Source organism: Corynebacterium durum, from assembly GCF_030408675.1.
In the GTDB taxonomy this organism is placed as follows: domain Bacteria; phylum Actinomycetota; class Actinomycetes; order Mycobacteriales; family Mycobacteriaceae; genus Corynebacterium; species Corynebacterium durum.
Map to the genome: position 1 here is coordinate 606,902 of NZ_CP047200.1, position 20,697 is coordinate 627,598.

Genomic DNA, 20,697 nt, shown 5'->3' on the forward strand with positions numbered 1-20,697 from the left:
CTTGTGTTGGCGCTACCTTATGCTAGGAGCCGTTTTTTGCGGCTTTGGCGTCGGCTTTGTATTTTTCCAGACCCGAGGTGATGATCACCTCGGTGATCTTGTTGTTGTCGTAGGCGAAGACCCAGGCCAGATCAAGTGCCGAGTTGGCATCATAGACGGCGTAGGTGTGTCCGTTGGAGGATCGGTAGGCGTGGATGGGAGCGCTGTACTTTGCCGAGGCGTCGAGAATCGGCGAGCCGATTTTAATCCCGTCGGGGGTTTGTTGCACGCTGATGCGCTCTACCTTTGACCCGTTTTCAGTGGGCGTGAAGTAGAAGCGTGAGTTTTTGTAGCTCACTTCCGCAAGGTGCTGCCCGGTTTCGCTGTGGGAATCGGTGCTTGTCTTGGGAAAGTCAGGGTTCAGACCTTCGACGGTGTCACGCGGCATTCCAACGGATATGCCGTTGACAACGATGTCGCCTTGAACATTGCGCAGCACGGATTCTTGGCTGGTGACCTGCGATGCGCCATGTGAGCCGGTTTCGGCTGGGATACCGGACAGCAGTTGAGTGAGCATCGCAACCACGGAGCCAAGCGCGGTGAGGAGCACAAAGAAGGACTGCATACTGTGAGAATATCAAGAATTTCTAAAAAATGCAGTCCCGTTCCTGTTCAATTTTCAGCTATTAATTATATTTAATTTACTGAGCTGCCGAAACGGTTGCTTCCGTGATACGTACCTCTCTCACCGGTGCACTGTCGGTCAGTTCATGAGCACTGCGTGTGGCTGCACTTGTGCGAACCGCGTTGTTGTGGGGTAGGGAAGCGTCGCTCTAGGTGAGGAAGGGCTGAGAACCGTTAGCCCCATCTAGTTAGCGCCACACGTCGGCAACATCAATGCCAAAGCTGTACAGCGCGCGCCGCACTAGTGGCAGCGATAACCCGATGACATTGGAGGGGTCGCCGTTGATGCGGTCAATGAACCATCCGCCCAGCGCTTCTAAGGTAAAAGCGCCTGCGCATTCGAGTGGTTCGCCGCTGCGCGCGTAGGCGTCAATGTCGGCATCGCTGACATCGCCAAAAGTTACGCTTGTCGACGCCGCGTCCAGTACCCGCTGTTCACCACCCGGCGCGACGATGCAGTGCCCGGTGATAAGGTCGGCGTTCTTGCCGCGTTGGGCTTTCCAGCGGTTAATGGTCGCATCAATGGTGTGGGGTTTTCCTTGGAGAGTCCCGTTAAGTAGCAGCATGGAATCACAGCCGATGACAATGTCGTCGGGATACTGAGCGGCCACTGCCTCCGCTTTTGCGGCGCAGAGCGCAAGGATGACCTCGCGTGGTGGGGCGTCGTTAAGCGAGGCGATGAGGGCGTCTTCGTCGATGTTGGCGGGGTGGATGATGGGATCCACCCCGGCTGATTCGAGGATGAAGCGCCGCGAAGGGGAGGCGGAGGCGAGAACGATGCGCATGCACCTAGCCTACGGATTAGGGAAGATGCTGGCGAGTGGGGTCGGGGTGAAGTGGAAAGCACGCTGGAGTTCGGAGTCGTCCAGGATGTAGGTGTCGGTGTGTTGGTAGTGGATGGCCAGCACTTCGCGCACCATGGGCGAGAACAGCGCAATGGTTTTGAGCATTGCTGGTGGGAGCTGTTTGACGGATGCCTTGGGGTTGATGCGGCGTGCGATCTCCCGCATGGTGGCATTGCCTGAGGATGGCCCAACCCAGTATTTGCCTGATAGTTCGGGTGTGGTGGCGAGGATGGCTAGGCATTCCCCGATGTCGGGGAGGTAGGACCAAGAATGTAGTGCGTCGGGGTCACCGATGACTCGTGCGGTTTTGCCGTTATGGACAGGTGTGGTGAAGCGGTCTCCGAGGTGTGTGACAGGCCCGGCGTCGTCGCCAAAGTAGTCGCTTGCCCGTAGCTCGGACACGAGGATGCCGTGTTGCTCGGCGGCCTGGGTGAGGGTTTTCCATAGTCCGGCTCTGACCTGACCTTTTGTCTCTGTGGGGTTTTCGGGTGTTGCGTTGGTCATGGGGCCGGTAGGCCGCCCGAAGGGGTAGAGGTTTCCCATGAGCACAATGCGTGCCTGCGTATTGACGGCCGCGCGCACCACCGAGTCGATGATGGGAGGCCATTCCTTTGCCCACTGGTGGTAGGGCGGATTGGTGCAGACGATGATGCTGTCGCATCCTGTGGCCGCGCGGGTGAGTGCTGGGGTGTCGGTGGCATCCAGGGTGACACTCTCTGCGCTACCGTAGCGCGTTCCGCTTCGGGTGGCGATGGTGACAGTGTGGCCCCTCTTCTGTAGGGCTGTGGTGGTGGCGCGGCCAATGGGGCCTGCGCCAATGATGAGGTGGCGTGCCATGATGACGATCCTTTCGAGAACGGTGTTCTCTCTTTACTGTAGCATAATGAGAACAGTGTTCTCGTTTTGTGGTGAAAGATCACATGATGTGAGATAATGCATCACATGAGCCCGACCCGCCCGCAGTCACAAGGAAAGCGAGCCGTAGGAAAACGAGCCACTGCCCGTGCTGCGACAGAAAAAAAGATCATTGAGGCGGCTGAGCGGCAACTTGCCGAAGTTGGGGCTAGCGGCATAAGTCTCCGTAAAGTAGCTCAAGATGTGGGCATGGCGCCCTCTGCGCTATACCGCTACTACAACGGGATTGACCAGCTTTACACCGCGATGATCATTCGCGCCTTCAATGAACAAACCGCCGCAGTTCAAGCTGCGTTTGATGCCCACGCCACGCCCCCGCCCACCACCTGGGACGATACCGTTGAATTGGTGGTGTTATTGGCCATGACGTTGCGCCAGTGGGCGCTTGACAACCCTCATAAATACGCGCTGATCTACGGCACGCCCGTGCCGGGGTACAAAGCCCCCCAAGACACCATTCCCCCTGCGGCCGGAGTTGGGCGGATTTTCGCCGCCAGCTGTGTCTACCTTACAGACGGTGTAGTTTACGACCCAATGGACTACCTGCCGGAATACATGGCATCGTTTTTTGTGGCCATCTACGGTGTGATCAGTTTTGAACTGTTCGGCCACCTTGTCGGCGTGGTGGATGATCCGGCGGTGTTTCTCCGCCACACCGTGGAAAATAATCTTGAACTGCTGAGAAGCCATTTCCCAGGGAAGTAGAAGGTGCAACCGCAGGGCGCGGGAAACCGCTACTCCAACAAAAGAGGTCTACCTGCCAGGCTTTGTGCCTGCAGATAGACCTCTGTGAAACTCACACCCCTAGTAGAAGCTCACGTTTTGGAACGCGGAGGGGCTGTAGCTCATGGGACGGCGTAGGCGCTCGTCCAGGTTGCCCCACAGGTTGCGGTCACGCTGTTGTTCCTGAGCGGCTGCCGCATTGCTGGCCATGGTGGCAAACAGCGCGGTTAGGGTGGCTACCTGTGTAGCATCCGGGTTGCCCTTGAGGATGCGAAGGAACGGCTTCGCGGGCTTTTCCTGGTTAGCCCCGCTGTTTGTGGATTCGGACATGTGTACACTCCCGTTGTTGGTGGGTTCTACAGCGGAATATTACCGTGCTTCTTGGCGGGCACGCTGACAACCTTGCGGTCCAAAAGCCGCAGGCCTTCAATAATCTGACCGCGGGTCTCAGATGGCGGAATAACCGCATCCACGTAGCCGCGTTCAGCAGCCATGTAGGGGTTGACTAGTGTCTGCTCGTACTCGCGCTCGTACTCCTTCATCACCGCCATCACGTCTTTACCTTCGGCGGCGGCCTGCTTCAGCTCCTTGCGGTAGATGAAGCCGACGGCACCGGCGGCACCCATGACGGCGATCTGGGCGGTGGGCCATGCGAACACGATATCGGCACCCATATCCTTGGATCCCATCACACAGTACGCACCACCGTAGGACTTGCGGGTGATCACAGTAATCTTGCCCACGGTGGCTTCAGCGTAGGCGAACAGCAGTTTTGCACCGCGGCGGATAATGCCGTCGTATTCCTGGGAGGTGCCGGGGAGGAAGCCAGGGACGTCCACAAATTCAATGATCGGGATGTTGAAGGCATCGCAGGTACGCACGAAACGCGCGGCCTTTTCCGACGCCTTGATGTCTAGGCAGCCTGCAAATTGCATCGGCTGGTTGGCAACAATGCCTACCGAACGTCCTTCAACACGGCCGAAACCGATGAGCACGTTCTCGGCGTAACCTTCCTGAATCTCCAGGAAGTCACCATCGTCGACAACGCGGGTGATCACGTCTTTCATGTCGTACGGCTGGTTCGGGGAATCTGGGATGAGGGTATCCAATTCCAGATCGGAGTCGTTGATGTTCTCCTTGATGGAACCGACCATGATGTCTGCTTCCGCGCGGGGAGCCTCGGCGCGGTTGTTGGATGGCAGGTAGGACACGAGTTCACGGGTCCAGTCGAGGGCGTCGGCATCGTCAGACGCGGTGTAGTGCGAGGTGCCAGACATGCTCATGTGGGTGTTAGCGCCGCCCAGCTCCTCCTGGGTGACTTCCTCGCCGGTGACGGTTTTGATAACGTCCGGGCCGGTGATGAACATCTTGGAGGTCTTGTCCACCATGATAATGAAGTCTGTAAGAGCAGGGGAGTAGACGTGCCCACCCGCGCAGGCACCCATAATCAGGGAAATTTGGGGGATAACGCCGGAGGCTTGCGTGTTGCGGAAGAAAATCTGGGAGTACAGGCCCAGGGACACGACACCTTCGTGAATGCGGGCACCTGCGCCTTCGTTGATGCCGATCAGCGGCACACCAGTTTTGATGGCCAGATCCATAATTTTGACGATTTTCTCGCCATAGACCTCACCTAGCGCGCCGCCGAAGATTGCGCCATCCTGGGAGAAGACGCACACCTTGCGGCCGTCAATGGTGCCGTAGCCGGTAACCACGCCGTCAGTTACGGGGCGTTTTGCGTCAAGCCCAAAGTTCTTGGAACGGTGCCGGGCAAGGGCATCAACCTCGACGAAGGAATCATCGTCAAGTAAGTATTCGATACGTTCACGTGCGGTTTTCTTGCCAGCATCGTGGGAGCGTTCAATGGCGGCCTGCCCCATCGGGGCATTTGTCTCGGCCAGGCGGGAGCGCAGGTCGGCAAGTTTGCCTGCGGTGGTAGTCAGATCGGGGGCGGTGGTGCCCTCAGTATGATTCTGTGTGGCAGTCGTCATGGGGATAAGTGTAAAGGGTAGGGGAGAAAAATTTCCCGTTGTGGGCAAAGTGGCTACGCAAAGTGGTGGGTAACCACACATATTTGGGGGTAGCCAAAGATTTAGGCAGTCCCCGTTTTGGGACTGCCTAAATATAAGGTACGAGACTTAAACCTTACAGCGGGATGTTGCCGTGCTTGCGGGCCGGGCGGTGTACGTTCTTGTCGCGAAGTAGCCGTAGGTTGCGTGCAATCTGGCCTCGGGTCTCGTTGGGGAGGATCACGGCGTCGATAAGTCCGCGTTCGGCGGCGAGATACGGAGTGAGCATGTAGTCCTCGTACTCGCGCTCGAAGGACTTAACCAGTTCCTCAACGTCGTGGCCCTTCTTCTGAGCGTCGGCGATTTCCCGGCGGTGCAGGAAAGTGACGGCACCGGCGGCGCCCATGACGGCGATCTGGGCAGTGGGCCATGCGAGGTTGAGATCGGCACCTAGGCCCTTGGAACCCATCACGCAGTATGCTCCGCCGTAGGCTTTGCGCATGGTGACGGTGATCTTCGGGACGGTGGCTTCGCCGTAGGCGTACAGGAGCTTGGCACCACGGCGGAGGATGCCGTTGTGCTCTTGGCCGGATCCGGGGAGGAAGCCGGGGACGTCGACAAGCATCACAATCGGGATGTTGAAGGCGTCGCAGGTGCGGATGAAGCGGGCGGCCTTTTCTGAGGCGTCAATGTCCAGGCAGCCTGCGAAGTGCAGTGGCTGGTTGGCCACGAACCCCACGGACTGGCCTTCGACGCGCCCGAAAGCGATGACCACGTTGGGGGAGCGGTCTTCCTGGATCTCCAGGTATTCGCCGTCGTCGGTGATGCACTCGATTACGTTGCGGACGTCGTAGGGGACGGTGGGGGAGTCCGGGATCATCTCATCAAGGCGCAGGTCGTCTGCGGTGAGGTTGTCGGTGATGGCTCCCTCTTCGCGTTCGAACTCCGTGAACGGGGCGTAGGAGCGGTTGTTGGAGGGAAGGAAGCTCACCAGCTCCTGGACCCATTCGAGGGCTTCCTCGTCGGATTCTGCGGTGAAGTGGGAGTTGCCGGCGGTTTCCATATGGATGGAGGCGCCACCCAGGTCTTCCTGGCTAATGTCCTCGCTGGTCACGGTCTTGATAACGTCCGGGCCGGTCACAAACATCTTGGAGGTTTTATCCACCATGACCACAAAGTCCGTCAGTGCCGGGGAGTAAGCGTTGCCGCCCGCGCAGGCGCCCATAATCACGGAGATCTGTGGAACCACGCCGGAGGCGTTGATGTTGTGGTAGAAGGTCTGCGCAATAAGGTCGAGGGAGACGGCACCGTCTTGGATGCGGGCGCCGGCACCTTCGTACAGGCCGATCAAAGGGCGGCCGGTTTGTACGGCCAGTTCCATAATCTTGACCATTTTTTCGCCATAAACCTCGCCTAGAGCACCACCGAATACGGTGCCGTCTTGGGAGAACACGCATACTTCGCGGCCATCGATGGTGCCCCAGCCGGTAACGATGCCGTCGGTGGCGGGGCGCTTGGTGCCCATGCCGAATGCGTGGGTGCGGTGGCGGGCAAGTTGGTCGGTCTCAATGAAGGACCCCTCATCAAGGAGGAAGTCTAGGCGCTCACGGGCTGTGAGGCGGTCAGCCTGGTGCACCTTGTCAACGGCGCGCCTGCCCATGGGATAAGTGGCTTCAGCACGACGAGCTTTTAGGTCGGCGAGTTTGCCGGCTGTGGTGTTGATGTCGGGGAGGGAAGCAACGTCGATCAAAGGTGAGGAAATGGTCATGTTTTGGAAGCCTAGACCAAACCATCCTTGTTTTCCAGAACAAAAGAGGCGTGATTTGGGCCACTGACATTGTTTATTAGTCCGCTAAACCCACAAATCCGCAGGTTGCAGCCGTGCTAACCGGACAGAAACAAAAATGTATCGTGTGGGTGTGGTTATGAAATGTGGTGCATGACACTGGTAAAGGCGGCCGAACGACACGGTTTGATAACACTTCGATGTCTTTTCGGCGCTATCTGAGGTTATTTGCAGCCAGCATCTGTCCGCCTGCCTGTGGCTTTGATGTGATGGTGGTGTGGCGACAATATTTCACACCCAAGAAAAACGCTAGAGTGTGTTCTATGACTTCTCGTGAACCCGTTGACATTGCGGCGATCCGCGCCGCCGTTGCCAACCCCAGCGGACCTTACGCGCGGGTGGATTACACGGCCTTCACTGGATCCACCAACGCGGACCTCGTTGCAGCGGGCCACCAGAACGCCCCCGCATGGACCGCAGCAGTCACCGAATACCAAAACTCCGGCCGTGGCCGCCACGGGCGCGTCTGGACCGCCCCCAAAGGTTCCCAAGTCACCCTCTCCATTCTCATCCGTCCCACCGCCGAAAGCATCGAACGTTTGGGCACCATGCCGCTGGTCTCGGGGCTTGCCATTATCGACGCCCTGACCGCCACCGCAGCACGCCACCCCGATGCCACCGACAAACTCACACCCCAGCTGAAATGGCCCAATGACGTGCTCATCGACGGGCGTAAACTCTGCGGCATCCTTGCCGAGGCGGTCAGTTTAGGCCCCGAACCTGCGGTGGTCATCGGCTTGGGGTTGAACGTCTCCATCACCACCGAGGAGCTACCCGTCCCACACGCCACCTCACTCGACCTGGAAGCCCCTGGCATTGAGATTGACCGCGCGCAGCTCACCGCTGACGTGCTGCTGGCACTGCATCACCGCATCAACCAGTGGGTAGATGCGGACCCGCAGCTCATGGCCGACTATCGTGCCGTGTGCTCCAGCATTGGCGCTGACGTGAAAGTCCTGCTCCCCGGCGACGAAGAGTTGTTGGGCACCGTCCGCGATGTTGCCGACGATGGCCGATTGGTGGTCGTCGATAAGCAGGGATCTGAGCACGTTCTTGCCGCAGGCGATGTGACACACCTGAGGTTGCAGTAACATGGCCAACCCCAAACTCGCGCCAGGTGAACACATCCTGGTCAACGTGACGGCGACAATGCGCGCTATGCTGTTTCCCACCCTGGAGCTGCTGCTGATCACAGGGCTGGGGTGGATGATCATTGGGTACTTTGATCGCATTCCCACCTACGACGAACTTGGCGTGCAAACCGGACTGACCCTGAGCGTCCAAGGTCGCAACATGCTGGTGGTGGCGTGGATGGTGTTAGGCTTCCTGCGTTTCGTGCTTCCGCTCGTGCGCGCCTGCCGCTCGCGGCTTGTGGTGACCACCAGCCGTGTACTGTTGCGTGCCCCTGGGCTGACCACCAGCCTGGACACCATTCCCCTGGTGGGAATCTACAACGCCTCGCGGCGCGGCAACCATCTGATCGTGAACACCCACGGTTTCGGACCCATCCTGATCCGCAACATGCCGCGAACGAAGAAAATAGCGCAGACCATCAACGATGCCATTGCCGTGGCGCACCACAACGCTGCAGGGCAGGTTGGTGGGGGCTACGGCGGTTCAGATGGGCCAGCTGGTGGGCCTCAGTACCCGAACCGCTACCAACCATTGCGCTGATCAACGCGCCGGGTGTGTGTCGCTATAGTTGAGCGCGTGACTAACCTCCCGAACACTGTTGACAATGTGAGCGCACACGCCCCCGGGATGCCCGTTGTGGCGGTGGTGGGCGATGGCCAACTTGCCCGAATGATGCAGACCGAAGCTGTCGAGCTGGGGCAATCGATACGCCTGTTGGCTGGAGCACTCGATGCGTCCGCTGCTCAAGTGGCCGCAGACGTGGTGCTAGGCGACTACACCAACCTTGACGACCTCCGCCGCGCCGCTCGTGGTGCCAGCGTGGTCACCTTCGACCATGAGCACGTGCCCACCGAACACCTGACAACCCTCATATCGGAGGGGATTAATGTTCAACCTGGGCCGCATGCGCTGGTGAACGCCCAAGACAAACTGGTCATGCGTGAGCGCCTCCAGGGTATGGGTGCGCCGGTGCCGCCGTTTGTAGCCATTGAGACTGCGCAGGATGCGTTGGATTTTTACCGGCAGGTTGATGGTGCGGTGTGCCTCAAAGCCCGACGCGGTGGCTACGACGGCAAGGGTGTGTGGTTCCCACACGGCGCTGAGGAGCTAGAACAGCTGGTGGAGGATTTGCTCGGCCAAGGGGTGCCGCTCATGGCGGAAAAGAAGGTTGAGCTCGTGCGGGAACTGTCCGCGATGGTGGCTCGCACCCCGTCAGGTGAGGTGGCATCGTGGCCGGTGGTGGAATCCGTACAGGTTGGGGGAGTGTGTGCGGAGGCGGTTGCTCCCGCGCCGGACTTGCGGGAGGACCGGGCGTCGCAAAGCAGGGAACTGGCGGTGCAGATTGCTACTGAATTGGGGGTAACGGGGGTGCTAGCGGTGGAATTGTTTGAGGATGCTGAGGGCATCTGGGTCAACGAGCTGGCCATGCGCCCCCACAACACTGGCCACTGGACGCAGGACGGGTGTGTGACCAGCCAGTTTGAGCAGCACCTGCGGGCCGTGCTGGATTTGCCGCTCGGCTCGACAGACATGCTCGCCGAGACCACGGTGATGGCGAACGTGCTGGGCGGACCTGACGACCCCGACATGCCCATGCCGCAGCGCATGGCCGAGGTGTGGCGTAGGTTCCCCGATGCGAAAATCCACCTGTACGGCAAAACCTGGCGCCCGGGACGTAAAATCGGGCACGTCAATGTTTCCGGTAACAGCCCTGCCGCTTCTGCCGCTTTACGACGCCGCGCCCAGCTCGCCGCCCATTTCCTGGTCCATGCCGTGTGGGCTGATGGATACGTGTCTTAACTTCACAAAGGAGTGCTGCTATGAACCCGCTTGTTGGCCTGATCATGGGGTCCGATTCCGACTGGCCCACCGTCGAACCCGCCGCTGAGGTGCTGGCCGACTTTGGCGTTCCGTTCGAAGTGGGGGTGGTCTCTGCGCACCGAACTCCCGAACGCATGCTGACTTACGCCAAGGAAGCACACACACGTGGGCTGAAATGCATCATCGCCTGCGCCGGTGGGGCCGCACACTTGCCTGGCATGGTGGCGGCAGCCACCCCGCTGCCCGTGATTGGCATCCCGCGAGCGCTGAAAGACCTCGACGGCATGGACTCGCTGCTCTCCATCGTGCAAATGCCGGGCGGCGTGCCAGTGGCCACCGTCTCTATTGGTGGTGCGAAAAACGCTGGCCTGCTGGCCGTGCGGATTCTTTCAGCTGGCATTCCCGAACTGTCGGACAAAATGGTGGCATACCAGGAAGGTATGCGTGACGAGGTGCTGGCGAAGGATGAGGCGCTGCGGAAGAAGCTTATGGGGTAGGGGGTTGTTTGGGCTGGGTGCGGAGGAGGTTCCTGGCACGGGTGAGCAGGTCTTTTAGCTGCTCTTGTTCCGCCTGAGTGAACTCGTCCAGCAGTCGCTGCTCCACCGCGCGCGCGTGCTCGTCGGCCTGGAGGACAAGTTCTTCCCCTTCTTTCGTGAGGGAGGTGAGCAGAACCTTCGCATGTGCCTCCGATGGAGTGCGGCTGATGAGCTTCTTATCCTCCAGTCGCGCCAACACACTCGCCATCGTCTGTGGGGTGACGGCGGCGGTTCGTGCCAACTGCGCTGACGATTGCCCCGGGTGGTAGTACAACGCCGCAAGCACCGCATACTGTGCGACCGGCAATCCGAAAGGCTTCAGTGCCTCGGTTTTCGCCGCGATGAGGGCCTGTTCGGCGAGCTTGATGTGCAAGCCCAACCGAGCCATGCTGTCCGCCTCGAAGAAAGCTTTGCCGCGGCGAAGCCGGGGGAGACATGGGAGTGCTTGCGGAGTGTCGGTGTCTGTGGGGTTAGCGTCGTCAGTCACGTGACTAGGGTAGCTGAGGACACAAGACGTAGGGAGGCTTTCCTTTACCTAGTGGTATTGGATAACACTGCTAGGCCATTGCTGAAAAGCGATACTGCGAGTAAAGCGGCGGCAACATTAATTTTCAATTCTTTAAAGAAGAAAAAAGTTCCCAAGCAAACGAAACCCCAAACAATAAGGATTAGTATTCTTTGAATGACAGGCATCGATTTTGCAAGAGGAATATCTGATCGTCCGTCAATGTTCGGGCCATCATCACTGTTTAAACCGAGCCATGTGGATACTGGCTTCTTATTCTTGCGTGGTTCCAATTGAGAGCATCACCTTTTCTATGTCGCCGTGATTTTAGTTGCACAATAGTGTAACGTGCATTCCCGGATAATGCCGCCAACGCATGCAATAGCGGCAACGATTCCAATTGGGGGGGGGATCATGAACCGAACTGTTTTTGTGGGTGCGTGACTTTCTTACCCCTTACTCCTCCTCACAACCCACATGACTGCGCCCACAACAACTAATAGCAGCACGGCAAGTGCGCCAACACCCACATACAACCACCGGTTCAGTCCTGTCTTCTGTGCTTGAGCGGTGGAATCTGGTGCGGCCATACTCGTAGAACGGGAATCGGCCCCACCAGAACTGTTCACCGCCGTGTTATCAAACTTTGGACCGGCAACTTCTTTGCCGGATGGCCTGAGTGTTACGCGGTATTTCACTGGTTTGAGTTGGGTGTGTTCGTCGGTGCTGCCGACGTAACGTTCAAACCGGACCCGGAAGTAGTTTTTTCCGGCGAGCCATGAGGTTTGCTGTTGCACGTCGTTGACATCAACGTTGGCGTAGGAAATGGGGTACATGGTGCCAGTTGCCACAGGTTTTCTGATGTCAGCCACCCTGAGCGTGTCGGTGTCTTCAATGAGGGATTGTTCTTCGCCGAGGGAGTTCACCGCACTGAACTTAAGGACGCGTGCAACTTTATCCGAAGCGCTGTTTTCTTTGTCTGATGGGTCGTCAAGGACTTCCACTGTTGCGTCCAGCGCTTGGCCCCAGCCCACGGGTGCTGCAAAGTATTGGGTTTCTCCCTCCACAATTTCAGAGATGGCGGTGTCCTTGACCTCAGGGGCGTTGTCTGCTTGGGTTCCCCCTTTGACCTCTGTGGTGTTCCCGGCGGCAAAGGGTAGAACGTCGGTTTTGGCACGTGCTGCGCTGGGGGATTCGTTGAAAGCGTCTCCTTTGTCGCTGGGAATGGGTACGGCTGCGACGGTCATGTCCACGGTGTGTGGGGCGTCTTGTGTGCGTACGCCAAGATAGAGTTTGTCTGGTGGGCAGTTGTTGCTGTTTTCCTTGGTAGACATCAGCCAGCCGAGCTCTGGTTCAGCATCATCGACGCTGGTCACGTAATTTTCGTCAGTATCCCCGCAGGGGTAAGGACTCGATGCTCCTGGTCCGTATATACCCATACCCAGGCCGTATGCGTCCCCCAGCATCCTGGTTCCAATCTTGTTGGGAACGACGGTGTAGCCCACGTGGAGGCGGTGGTTGTTGGGGAAGTTCACTTTGACAAAGCTGTTCTTAGACATGGGCATCGTTGGTGGTTTCGCGGAAACTCTGGCTGGATTATCAACGGTTCCTACCTCAAGCGTCTGGGCGTCGCCTTGATTTGGTGTGAATTCGATGGTTTTTTGTGCTGCTTGATACCCCACAGCCGTGCGGGTGGCGGCCTTGGTGAGTGTGGCTTTCAGACTTTCTTTGCTGGAGGCGTCAGCGTAGGTGCCACCAGTGACGTTGGCGACACAGGTGAGTTCGGCGCGCGCGGCGTCGTCAACCATGAAACCGATGGCGTGAACCACCAGTTCAGTGCCTTGTTCCTTGAGTTGTTTGGCCACGTCGCAGACGGGCGGCGGTGCGCAGGTGTCGATGCCGTCGGAGACCAGGACGATGGAGCGTTTGCCGTCTTTGGGTAGTAGTTCGTTGGCCTTGAGCAGGGAATTGCCGATGGGCGTGTAACCCCTGGGTTGCAGGCCGTTGACCTCATTTTTCAGGGCGTCGCTAGGCTTCTCTCCGGGCCTGGCGAGCACGGTGATGTCCCTGCAACCTGCTTCTTTTTCAGCATCGCTGCTGCCGGTGCCCGTGCCGTAGGTAACCAGGCCGAGCTGCGCGTCCTTGGGGGCTTCGGACACAAACTCGGTGGTGGCTTGTTTTGCGGCGTCCATGCGGGTCTGTCCACCCACGTCTTTTTGCAGCATGGACCCTGATGCGTCCAAAACGACGACCGTGGGATCCATGTTCTCCGTGGCCCCTGCGGGCGGCATCAACGCCAGTCCCAGCCCGATGATGGTGCCGAGAGCTGCGAGTATTCGCGATCTGTGCATGTGAAACACCTCTACCGTTGTCAACGTTTACGCTAAAGGAATGCGCGCTGCGGTGGAGAATGTTCCCGCATACATGCGTTCGGTTACATGTTACCCCTAAACGGGGTTACTGTGCGGCTAAGGTCGTGGCTATGCCGTCGTGAATATGCACTGCTTGCTGGTCGGTCAGCGGCAGGAGACTCAATCGGTCCGTGTAGTCAGCGATGATGGTGTGCACTGCCTTATCAAACATGGGGTTGCCCACGTGGGGAACAGGGTAGAAATCAACTGCGCCCAGCCCACGGGTATCAACACTGCCGTTGAGTTTGTTCGAATCCATATGCTCCATTGCGGTGCAGTAGCCGATATCAGGAGTTGTAATGATGGAACCTGCGGAGTTGCCCATGTAGAGCTTCCCGGCGCGGATATGGTTTTTGACCAGGTCATATGCGCCAGTGCGTTTCAGCTCTTGGAGCAGGTAGAAGGTGTTTCCGCCGTCAATGAACAGGGCATCAGCCTGAGTGATAGTCTGCTCAATCTCTGAAGGTGTAGCTGTGGAGAGTTCTAATTCAACAACGGCGAACCCCAAGCCTTCAAGCGCCTGTCGGTTTCCTGCGGTGTACTCAGACATGTCCACGGCCTCCGCTAACGCGGCGGTGGGAATAAACACCACCTGCGTGCCAACAGTGCTGTTACCTAGCACCGTTGGTACAAGCGATGTGGCCTGAGCAAAGTGGGAAAACAGCAGCATCATGACTACAGTGCCCCAGCTGCAGCCGCAGCAGCCTCCCGGTTGATGCGCCCGAAATTGTAGTAGGCGGCACAGGCACCCTCGGGGGAGACCATGCAGGTGCCGATGGGTGTTGCGGGCGTGCAGGCGGTGCCAAAGACACGGCACTGCCAGGGCTTGATTTTGCCGGTCAGCACGGATCCGCATTCGCAGGCTGCGGGGTCGGGCACGCGGTTGCCGGGGATGGTGAAGCGCTTCTCGGCGTCCCACTGCGAGTATTCCTCTGCAATGGCCAGGCCGGATTCGGGAATCCAGCCAAGTCCGCGCCATTCGAAGGTCTTGCGCACTTCAAAGACACGCGACATGAGTTTTAGAGCCACAGCATTGCCTTGTTCGGAAACCACGCGCGCGTATTGGTTTTCCACGCGGGCGGGTTTGCCGTAGAGGTCGCGTGCCAAAAACTGCGTGAGCAGCATGTCCACGGCTTGAAGGATGTCCAAAGGTTCGAATCCCGCGATGACGGTGGGTTTGTTGTGCTGTGTGGGCAGAAAGTCAAAAGCCTTCGTGCCCACGATCGTGGCAACATGCCCCGGCGCGATGAAGCCGTCAACGTTGGTGTCGCCGCCATTGATGAGCGCTTGGAGTGGAGGTTCGATGGCAACGTGGTTGCTGAACACAGAGAAGTTGGTCACGTTGCCTACGCGGGCAGCCTCCAGCGTCGCTGCGGTGGAGGGCGCGGTGGTTTCAAAGCCGATGCCAAAGAAGATGACTTCCTTGGAGGGGTTTTCTTTGGCGAGCTTGAGGGCATCAAGCGGCGAGTAGACGAAGCGGACGTCGGCACCCCGCGCGCGGGCTTGCATGAGGGATTCGGTGGAGCCGGGCACACGCATCATGTCGCCGAAGCAGGTGAGAATGACGTTGGGCTGTTGGGCGAGCCACAGGGCGTCGTCAACCCGGCCCATGGGCAGTACGCATACCGGGCAGCCGGGGCCGTGCACCAGTTCAATGGAGCTGGGCAGTAGGTTTTCCAGCCCGTAGCGGTAGATGGTGTGGGTGTGCCCGCCGCAGACTTCCATGAGGGAGATGGATCGGCCTAGTTTCTCGGCGTCGTCATGGATGCGGGTGAGCAGGGCTTTTGCGGCGTCGGGGTCGCGGAATTCGTCAACGTATTTCATAGTTCAAGTCACTCAATCTGTGAGGAGGTGAAGGATTCCAATTCGTCTTCGAATGTGCCGCCGCCGAGTTGTTTGATTTGTTTCAGCGTTTCGGTGGCTTCGGCTTCGTCGATTTTCCCGAGCGCGAAACCCACATGGATGAGGACCCAATCGCCAACGGCGAGTTCTTCACCAATCATGAGGTCGGTGGAAATCATGCGGGAGACCCCACTGATGCTCACTGTGGCTCGGGCTGTGTCGTGAATATCCACGACTTGGGCTGGTACCCCTAGGCACATGTTTCACTCCTTCTGACGTGTTTGACACTACCAGCACCTGCAGGGGGTATCCGACTACCATGTGTTCACATGGATCCGAAGAATCGCCTCAACGACAACGAAGATACCGTCAACACCAATATCAATCGTGTGCGTGCGCGGCCGTTCCGCCTCACCGACGATTATGTGACCCTCGCCCACGGCTCCGGCGGCAAAGCATCAGCAGCGCTGGTGGAGAACGTGTTCTACGGCGGTTATGGCAATGAGGTGCTGGATGCGCGCGGGGATTCGGCGGTGCTTGCGTTGGCGGACCTGGCTGCTGCTGGCTCCGCATCGGGTGGTGCTTCGGGTGCCGACGCCGCTTCCCTGGCGTTTTCCACCGATTCTTACGTGGTCAACCCCATTAACTTTCCCGGTGGCTGCATCGGTGAACTCGCGATCAACGGAACGGTGAACGATCTCGCAGTCGCGGGTGCGGAACCTGCGGTTATTTCCGTGGCCTTCATTCTGGAAGAGGGGCTGCCCATCGCGGAACTGCGCCACCAGGCCGAGGCGATGCGCGCCGCCGCTGAACGCGCCGGGGTGCGCATTGTTGCTGGGGACACCAAGGTGGTTCCTCAGGGTGCCTGTGACAAGATGTACATCACCACCGCCGGGGTGGGCATGGTGCCCGCCGGGAGGTTGACGGAGAAGCCACAGGTGGGGGACAGGATTCTGCTGTCTGGCCCAATTGCTGATCACGGCATGGCCGTGATGCTTGCCCGCGGCGACCTGGCCATTGCCGCTCCCATTGAATCCGACACGCAGGCGATCAACCACTACACCTCCGCGCTGTTCAACGCCGCCTCGCCCCACTGGCTCCGTGATGCCACCCGTGGCGGCCTGGCCACCGTGATGAACGAACTCGCCCGCGACACCGGCCTGGGCATTGTGCTTGATGACGCCGCGATTTCCGTCCGCGATCTCACCCGTGGGGCCTGCGACATGCTAGGTATTGACCCCCTCTATGTGGCCAATGAAGGCACCTTCGTGGCGGTGGTCAGCGACGCGGAGGCGGACGCGGCTCTGGAGGCTTTACGAGCCGCAGGCTGCCCAGAGGCGGTGAGTATCGGACGCATCGTGGAAGAACCCGCTTCCTCTGTAGTGCTGACCACCGGCTTTGGTGGCACCCGCATGGTGGACATGCTGGTGGGCGACCCGCTGCCGAGGATTTGCTGACGCGGACTTCTTAAGCACGTTTGTCCGGCGGCACATACCATGCTTCTACGGGGATTTCCCGACCGGTCGGAGTATCGAAGATGCGTATACGATCATCACGCACAATCTGCAAGTCGGAGCCGACCGGCATATCCCAAATGCCAATCAGGGCGGGTTCGATGGCACACAGATCGTTGAAGTCAACAATCCGCCAGTTGGCAAGATCGTTGAGATACTCGGTGGTGTCCAGGTGGCTCATGATCTGCCAACCATTGTCTGCGGGCATCTGAGATGGGACGCGAACCATCCACCGCACAACACCCGTTCTGTTAATAACGTTGAGCGTAGCCAGGCACGCGCCAGCATTTGGTATGAATTCCATGGATCCCACTCAACCTGGTGCTTCGCACCCCCGCACTATGGTTAAAGTCACTGGTTGGAAGCGTAACGACGCCCTGCTACCGCCTGTCCCAGGCTCAGCCCGCCGTCGTTGGCGGGTACATGGTGGTGAGTAAGTAAGTGGTAGTTCGCCAACTCGTCTTGAAGAAACCGCATCAGGAGTCGATTCAGTGCGCACCCGCCGGTGACGCCAATGGTGCGGGTTCCGGCTGCCTCGGCGGCGGCTCGTAACTGCGCAGCTAGGAGCCGCGCAACCCCGTGGTGGAACCGTAAAGCACGCTCCGATATGTCACCGGGGGAAAGTAATTCCATGAATAAATCTGGAAATGATGTTGCTGCGCTTGTTGTGCCACGGGCGTGATCGACTCGGCTCGCCACGTATTCAAGATGCATGGCAGCGTGTGCTTCAAACGTCGGGGTGATGCCAGTGAGCAGCCAGGACGCGGCGTCGAAAAGCCTTCCGAGCGAACTGCTCTGCACAACCCCGAACCCAGATTCCAGTTGTGAGGCCACCAGTGCAGCCTCCGGGGAGTCGGGGAGGGGAATGTTCAGGTCCCAGGCGTGGCTGATGCCTGCGGCGATCCGCCAGGGGTGATGAACGGCGCGATCTCCACCCACCAGTGGAAACGAGGATACATGCCAGGTGCGGGACCAGCTGTAATCTTCCGCAATGGTGAGTATTTCCCCGCCCCAGATGGTGCCGTCCAGGCCGTAGCCTGTGCCGTCGAAAGCGCCGACCACCACTGGCCCTTCATCAACACCGTGCTCCGTAAGCAGCGACAATGCATGCGCATAGTGGTGTTGCACAGGTATTACGTCAACGTTGAATCGTTCAGCCAGGCGCTCCGCCAGCGCAGTAGTGGCATATCCGGGGTGCAGGTCACACACCACCAGCGACGGTTCCGCGCGTTGAATCCTGAGCATCTGCTCAACCCCACGGTCAAACGCCTGCTGGCTGGCCAGCGACCCCATGTCACCCACATGCGCTGACACATGCACACAGTCGCCGTGTGCCAGGGCAAACGTGTTTTTCAATTCGCCACCCACGGCTAGGACGGTCGGTCCCGGCGCGACCGGAATCGGCAGGGGCGCGTACCCCCGGGAACGCCTGCTCGGTGTAGTTCCCACAAACACTGAGTCCTCCACTGGAATGTGAATATCGCGGTCGTGCAGCACAAACTCGTCGGCGAGCGCGCCCAGCTTGGACATGGCATCGTCGTTGGTGAAGCACAGCGGTTCGCCCGCCGCGTTGCCGGATGTGGCCACCATCGGGCGATCCACCAGCAGCGAATGCAACGGCGTGTACGGCAACAGCACGCCAATATCGCCCAGGCCAGGGGCGATGCCGGGGAGTTCCACGCGCGCCGATGCGATAACGATGGGTCGCGCCGGGGAGGTAAGTAGTTCTTCTTCCTCGGGGGTGAGGGTGACCAGTCGGCGCGCCCAGTCCAGGTCAGGCACCATGACGGCAAAGGGCTTATCAGGTCGGTTTTTGCGGCGGCGTAGTTCGGAAACGGCGTCCTCATTGGTGGCGTCACACATGAGGTGGAAGCCACCGATGCCTTTGACGGCGAGGATGCGCCCGGCGTCGATAAGCGCCCGAGCTGCGGCGATGCTCATGGAAAGCTGCGGCCCGCAGTTGGGGCAGCTGATGGGTTGCGCGTGGAAGCGGCGGTCGGTGGGGGTGGTGTATTCGGTCTCGCAGGCGGGGCACATGGGGAAGATCCGCATGGTGGTGTTCGGGCGGTCGTAGGGGAGGTCTTCAATGATGCTGAGCCGCGGGCCGCAGTTGGTGCAGGTGGTGAAGGGGTACTGGTAGCGGCGATTGCCGGGGTCTGCCATGTCCGCCAGGCACTCATCACAGGTGGCCACATCCGGTGGGATCAGTGTGCGTTCGCCCGGGTTGCTTATCGATGCCGCGATGCTAAACCCCTTCTCCTCGCTGACGGGCAGGCTGGTGTCGGTGCGGTCAAGGACGTGAGCGAGCGGCGGTAGCGTTGCCAACACGTCGGTGATGAACGCCTCAACGGCATCGCGGGTGCCTTGTGCTTCGATGAAAACGCTGGTGGCGTCGTTGCCGCAGAAGCCAGTGATGGGGTGGCGGGCTGCCACCTGTGCCACATGCGGCCGGAAACCCACGCCCTGCACTACGCCGCGTAGTACCACGCGTTGTCGAACCACGTCCATAGGGTTTCATGCTAGTGGGTGGGTCTGGTTGGGTGGGGAAGTGGCGGTTTGATAGATCATGACGCTCGTAACGGCCTTGAACAGCGCTAGTGCAAACTTTTGCATAGAAAAAGGTCTACCGGCGGGTACGGAAACACCCTGTTTGTGTACCTGGCGATGGACCTACATGACAAGCACAGTCGCGGTCTTTCACATTGCCACCCCTGCCCGACTAGGCGCTAGATTCGAGTCTGTGCACGAAGTAGCGTTGAGTACTCAATTAGCCCGCCTAGTCAGCAAGGCTGCGGAGGGGAGACGGGTGCTCACCGTGCGCTTAGAAATAGGGGCGTTGCGGCAGGTGGTGCCGGAAACACTGGTGTATGCGTGGGGGTTTGTCACGAAGAATACTCAGTTAGAGGGTGCCGAACTGGATGTGGCCTGGGTCCCTGTGCGGCTGCGCTGCGCGGAGGGCCATGTGACAGAGAAACAAGGGTGGGGATTCGGGTGCGATTACTGCGATGCCTCCACAACCGTGGTCACCGGTGAAGAATTTAGAGTGATTGATATAGACGTTGAAGCTAGTTGAATCCAAGGGAGGATCATCATGGGTCGGTTCCACCGCCACGACGACGGAACGGTACACGAGCACCATCACGGGGATCACCCCCACGATCACAGTCACCACGACCACGGCGACCATTCCGGCTACGAAACCGGGCGGGAACGCATTGAGGTGCTGGAGGATATTTTTGCGGAGAATGATCACTGTGCAGCACACAATCGGGACGCCTTCGATGCGCATAATGTGCAGGCCATCAACGTAATGAGCTCCCCCGGCTCGGGTAAGACCACAGTGCTGCAGCACGTGTTGGCAGCGGCGCAGGCTGCAGGAATAAGAACCGGCGTGATTGAGGGGGATATTGAAACCTCACTGGACGCTGATCGGCTGGGTGGCTATGGGGCGCAGATTTCCTTGCTGAACACGGGCAATGGCTTTGGTGGGGAATGTCACTTGGATGCCCCCATGGTGGCGGCGGCACTGTCTAGGTTGGATCTTTCCGCGCTGGACCTTGTGCTTATCGAAAACGTGGGTAACCTGGTGTGCCCTGCGGAATTCGAAGTGGGGGAGCATCGCAAACTAATGGTGTACGCGGTGACGGAGGGGGAAGACAAGCCTCTGAAATACCCGGTGATGTTCCGCTCTGTGGGGGCGGTAGTGGTGAATAAGGTGGATTTGCTGCCTTACCTGGACTTTGATCGGGAGCTGTTCCTTGCCAACCTGGAGAAAGTCAATCCGGGCGTTCCGGTGTTTGAGGTGTCGGCGAAAACCGGGGAGGGCATGGTCGAACTGCTGCGCTGGTTCTCGCCAGAACTGAAGCCGGAGCTTTAATCTCGGGGCTTTTAACCTGGGGTGGAAACGGTGTGGGCCTGGGCGTCGTCACGCGT

21 protein-coding genes are annotated in these 20,697 nt (G+C 59.1%); 8 read left to right on the forward strand and 13 right to left on the reverse strand.

What is annotated here, in order from left to right; all coding sequences use genetic code 11:
* Nucleotides 1-22 precede the first annotated feature (22 nt).
* The 3 genes from CDUR_RS02805 to CDUR_RS02815 form a co-directional block, all read right to left on the reverse strand.
* The gene (locus CDUR_RS02805; protein ID WP_006062551.1) at nucleotides 23-604 is read right to left on the reverse strand and encodes a hypothetical protein; all 582 of its coding nucleotides are present in this window, start codon (nucleotides 602-604) and stop codon (nucleotides 23-25) included.
* Between the two features lie 247 nt (nucleotides 605-851).
* The gene (locus tag CDUR_RS02810; protein WP_179418906.1) at nucleotides 852-1,448 is read right to left on the reverse strand and encodes a Maf family protein; all 597 of its coding nucleotides are present in this window, start codon (nucleotides 1,446-1,448) and stop codon (nucleotides 852-854) included.
* A 9-nt stretch (nucleotides 1,449-1,457) separates the two neighbouring features.
* Nucleotides 1,458-2,345 carry an NAD-dependent epimerase/dehydratase family protein gene (locus tag CDUR_RS02815; RefSeq protein WP_179418907.1) on the reverse strand — a complete coding sequence of 296 codons (888 nt, stop codon included), beginning with the start codon at nucleotides 2,343-2,345 and terminating at the stop codon, nucleotides 1,458-1,460.
* Nucleotides 2,346-2,450: 105 nt separating this feature from the next.
* On the opposite strand from CDUR_RS02815, the gene CDUR_RS02820 reads away from it, so the two are divergent.
* On the forward strand, nucleotides 2,451-3,128 hold the full coding sequence (locus CDUR_RS02820) for a TetR/AcrR family transcriptional regulator (protein WP_179418908.1): 678 nt from the start codon (nucleotides 2,451-2,453) through the stop codon (nucleotides 3,126-3,128).
* A gap of 99 nt (nucleotides 3,129-3,227) precedes the next feature.
* Here CDUR_RS02820 and CDUR_RS02825 read toward each other — a convergent pair whose 3' ends face one another.
* The 3 genes from CDUR_RS02825 to CDUR_RS02835 form a co-directional block, all read right to left on the reverse strand.
* A complete protein-coding gene (locus CDUR_RS02825) occupies nucleotides 3,228-3,476 on the reverse strand; it encodes an acyl-CoA carboxylase subunit epsilon (RefSeq protein ID WP_006062547.1) in 249 nt (82 codons plus the stop codon).
* A 26-nt stretch (nucleotides 3,477-3,502) separates the two neighbouring features.
* Nucleotides 3,503-5,137 carry an acyl-CoA carboxylase subunit beta gene (locus CDUR_RS02830; RefSeq protein ID WP_179418909.1) on the reverse strand — a complete coding sequence of 545 codons (1,635 nt, stop codon included), beginning with the start codon at nucleotides 5,135-5,137 and terminating at the stop codon, nucleotides 3,503-3,505.
* A gap of 154 nt (nucleotides 5,138-5,291) precedes the next feature.
* A complete protein-coding gene (locus tag CDUR_RS02835; RefSeq protein WP_179418910.1) occupies nucleotides 5,292-6,923 on the reverse strand; it encodes an acyl-CoA carboxylase subunit beta in 1,632 nt (543 codons plus the stop codon).
* Between the two features lie 341 nt (nucleotides 6,924-7,264).
* Between CDUR_RS02835 and CDUR_RS02840 the strand changes: the two genes are divergently transcribed.
* The 4 genes from CDUR_RS02840 to purE are packed head-to-tail and all read left to right on the forward strand — an operon-like array spanning nucleotide 7,265 to nucleotide 10,453.
* On the forward strand, nucleotides 7,265-8,092 hold the full coding sequence (locus tag CDUR_RS02840; RefSeq protein ID WP_179418911.1) for a biotin--[acetyl-CoA-carboxylase] ligase: 828 nt from the start codon (nucleotides 7,265-7,267) through the stop codon (nucleotides 8,090-8,092).
* 1 nt (nucleotide 8,093) lies between these two features.
* Nucleotides 8,094-8,675, forward strand: coding sequence for a hypothetical protein (locus CDUR_RS02845; RefSeq protein WP_006062543.1), 582 nt, complete (start codon nucleotides 8,094-8,096; stop codon nucleotides 8,673-8,675).
* Nucleotides 8,676-8,711: 36 nt separating this feature from the next.
* Complete coding sequence (locus CDUR_RS02850; RefSeq protein WP_290208027.1) at nucleotides 8,712-9,935, forward strand: 5-(carboxyamino)imidazole ribonucleotide synthase; 1,224 nt, start codon at nucleotides 8,712-8,714, stop codon at nucleotides 9,933-9,935.
* Nucleotides 9,936-9,955: 20 nt separating this feature from the next.
* Nucleotides 9,956-10,453: a 5-(carboxyamino)imidazole ribonucleotide mutase gene (gene purE / locus CDUR_RS02855; protein ID WP_179418912.1), complete on the forward strand. Its 498-nt coding sequence runs from the start codon at nucleotides 9,956-9,958 to the stop codon at nucleotides 10,451-10,453.
* Here purE and CDUR_RS02860 read toward each other — a convergent pair.
* The 5 genes from CDUR_RS02860 to CDUR_RS02880 form a co-directional block, all read right to left on the reverse strand.
* Entirely contained in the window at nucleotides 10,443-10,979 is a 537-nt protein-coding gene (locus CDUR_RS02860; RefSeq protein ID WP_179418913.1) for a MarR family winged helix-turn-helix transcriptional regulator, read from the reverse strand. The two genes, purE and CDUR_RS02860, sit on opposite strands and share 11 nt — an antisense overlap.
* Before the next feature lie 467 nt (nucleotides 10,980-11,446).
* Nucleotides 11,447-13,348: a vWA domain-containing protein gene (locus CDUR_RS02865; RefSeq protein ID WP_179418914.1), complete on the reverse strand. Its 1,902-nt coding sequence runs from the start codon at nucleotides 13,346-13,348 to the stop codon at nucleotides 11,447-11,449.
* 106 nt (nucleotides 13,349-13,454) lie between these two features.
* Nucleotides 13,455-14,081 (reverse strand): Type 1 glutamine amidotransferase-like domain-containing protein, encoded by a 627-nt coding sequence (locus CDUR_RS02870; RefSeq protein WP_179418915.1) that lies wholly within the window; start codon nucleotides 14,079-14,081, stop codon nucleotides 13,455-13,457.
* 2 nt (nucleotides 14,082-14,083) lie between these two features.
* Nucleotides 14,084-15,232: a hydrogenase formation protein HypD gene (gene hypD / locus CDUR_RS02875; protein WP_179418916.1), complete on the reverse strand. Its 1,149-nt coding sequence runs from the start codon at nucleotides 15,230-15,232 to the stop codon at nucleotides 14,084-14,086.
* Between the two features lie 8 nt (nucleotides 15,233-15,240).
* Nucleotides 15,241-15,510, reverse strand: coding sequence for a HypC/HybG/HupF family hydrogenase formation chaperone (locus tag CDUR_RS02880; protein ID WP_179418917.1), 270 nt, complete (start codon nucleotides 15,508-15,510; stop codon nucleotides 15,241-15,243).
* Between the two features lie 69 nt (nucleotides 15,511-15,579).
* On the opposite strand from CDUR_RS02880, the gene hypE reads away from it, so the two are divergent.
* Nucleotides 15,580-16,707 carry a hydrogenase expression/formation protein HypE gene (gene hypE, locus CDUR_RS02885; protein WP_179418918.1) on the forward strand — a complete coding sequence of 376 codons (1,128 nt, stop codon included), beginning with the start codon at nucleotides 15,580-15,582 and terminating at the stop codon, nucleotides 16,705-16,707.
* 10 nt (nucleotides 16,708-16,717) lie between these two features.
* Here the strand turns inward: hypE and CDUR_RS02890 are convergent, their stop codons facing one another.
* Both CDUR_RS02890 and hypF read right to left on the reverse strand, forming a co-directional pair.
* Complete coding sequence (locus CDUR_RS02890) at nucleotides 16,718-17,068, reverse strand: DUF2185 domain-containing protein (RefSeq protein WP_179418919.1); 351 nt, start codon at nucleotides 17,066-17,068, stop codon at nucleotides 16,718-16,720.
* 47 nt (nucleotides 17,069-17,115) lie between these two features.
* The gene (gene hypF, locus CDUR_RS02895) at nucleotides 17,116-19,266 is read right to left on the reverse strand and encodes a carbamoyltransferase HypF (protein WP_411763068.1); all 2,151 of its coding nucleotides are present in this window, start codon (nucleotides 19,264-19,266) and stop codon (nucleotides 17,116-17,118) included.
* Between the two features lie 172 nt (nucleotides 19,267-19,438).
* Between hypF and CDUR_RS02900 the strand changes: the two genes are divergently transcribed.
* Nucleotides 19,439-19,837, forward strand: a complete 399-nt coding sequence (locus CDUR_RS02900; protein WP_179418921.1) for a hydrogenase maturation nickel metallochaperone HypA — start codon at nucleotides 19,439-19,441, stop codon at nucleotides 19,835-19,837.
* A gap of 18 nt (nucleotides 19,838-19,855) precedes the next feature.
* Nucleotides 19,856-20,641 (forward strand): hydrogenase nickel incorporation protein HypB, encoded by a 786-nt coding sequence (gene hypB, locus CDUR_RS02905; protein WP_179418922.1) that lies wholly within the window; start codon nucleotides 19,856-19,858, stop codon nucleotides 20,639-20,641.
* Nucleotides 20,642-20,697: the final 56 nt, after the last annotated feature.

Excerpts from the sequence above, each read along its gene's own strand:
- CDUR_RS02805 (WP_006062551.1), bottom strand. The coding sequence starts at position 604 with ATGCAGTCCTTCTTTGTGCTCCTCACCGCGCTTGGCTCCGTGGTTGCG.
- CDUR_RS02810 (WP_179418906.1), bottom strand. The coding sequence starts at position 1,448 with ATGCGCATCGTTCTCGCCTCCGCCTCCCCTTCGCGGCGCTTCATCCTC.
- CDUR_RS02815 (WP_179418907.1), bottom strand. The coding sequence starts at position 2,345 with ATGGCACGCCACCTCATCATTGGCGCAGGCCCCATTGGCCGCGCCACC.
- CDUR_RS02820 (WP_179418908.1), top strand. The coding sequence starts at position 2,451 with ATGAGCCCGACCCGCCCGCAGTCACAAGGAAAGCGAGCCGTAGGAAAA.
- CDUR_RS02825 (WP_006062547.1), bottom strand. The coding sequence starts at position 3,476 with ATGTCCGAATCCACAAACAGCGGGGCTAACCAGGAAAAGCCCGCGAAG.
- CDUR_RS02830 (WP_179418909.1), bottom strand. The coding sequence starts at position 5,137 with ATGACGACTGCCACACAGAATCATACTGAGGGCACCACCGCCCCCGAT.
- CDUR_RS02835 (WP_179418910.1), bottom strand. The coding sequence starts at position 6,923 with ATGACCATTTCCTCACCTTTGATCGACGTTGCTTCCCTCCCCGACATC.
- CDUR_RS02840 (WP_179418911.1), top strand. The coding sequence starts at position 7,265 with ATGACTTCTCGTGAACCCGTTGACATTGCGGCGATCCGCGCCGCCGTT.
- CDUR_RS02845 (WP_006062543.1), top strand. The coding sequence starts at position 8,094 with ATGGCCAACCCCAAACTCGCGCCAGGTGAACACATCCTGGTCAACGTG.
- purE (WP_179418912.1), top strand. The coding sequence starts at position 9,956 with ATGAACCCGCTTGTTGGCCTGATCATGGGGTCCGATTCCGACTGGCCC.
- CDUR_RS02865 (WP_179418914.1), bottom strand. The coding sequence starts at position 13,348 with ATGCACAGATCGCGAATACTCGCAGCTCTCGGCACCATCATCGGGCTG.
- CDUR_RS02870 (WP_179418915.1), bottom strand. The coding sequence starts at position 14,081 with ATGATGCTGCTGTTTTCCCACTTTGCTCAGGCCACATCGCTTGTACCA.
- hypD (WP_179418916.1), bottom strand. The coding sequence starts at position 15,232 with ATGAAATACGTTGACGAATTCCGCGACCCCGACGCCGCAAAAGCCCTG.
- CDUR_RS02880 (WP_179418917.1), bottom strand. The coding sequence starts at position 15,510 with ATGTGCCTAGGGGTACCAGCCCAAGTCGTGGATATTCACGACACAGCC.
- hypE (WP_179418918.1), top strand. The coding sequence starts at position 15,580 with ATGGATCCGAAGAATCGCCTCAACGACAACGAAGATACCGTCAACACC.
- CDUR_RS02890 (WP_179418919.1), bottom strand. The coding sequence starts at position 17,068 with ATGGAATTCATACCAAATGCTGGCGCGTGCCTGGCTACGCTCAACGTT.
- CDUR_RS02900 (WP_179418921.1), top strand. The coding sequence starts at position 19,439 with ATGACAAGCACAGTCGCGGTCTTTCACATTGCCACCCCTGCCCGACTA.
- hypB (WP_179418922.1), top strand. The coding sequence starts at position 19,856 with ATGGGTCGGTTCCACCGCCACGACGACGGAACGGTACACGAGCACCAT.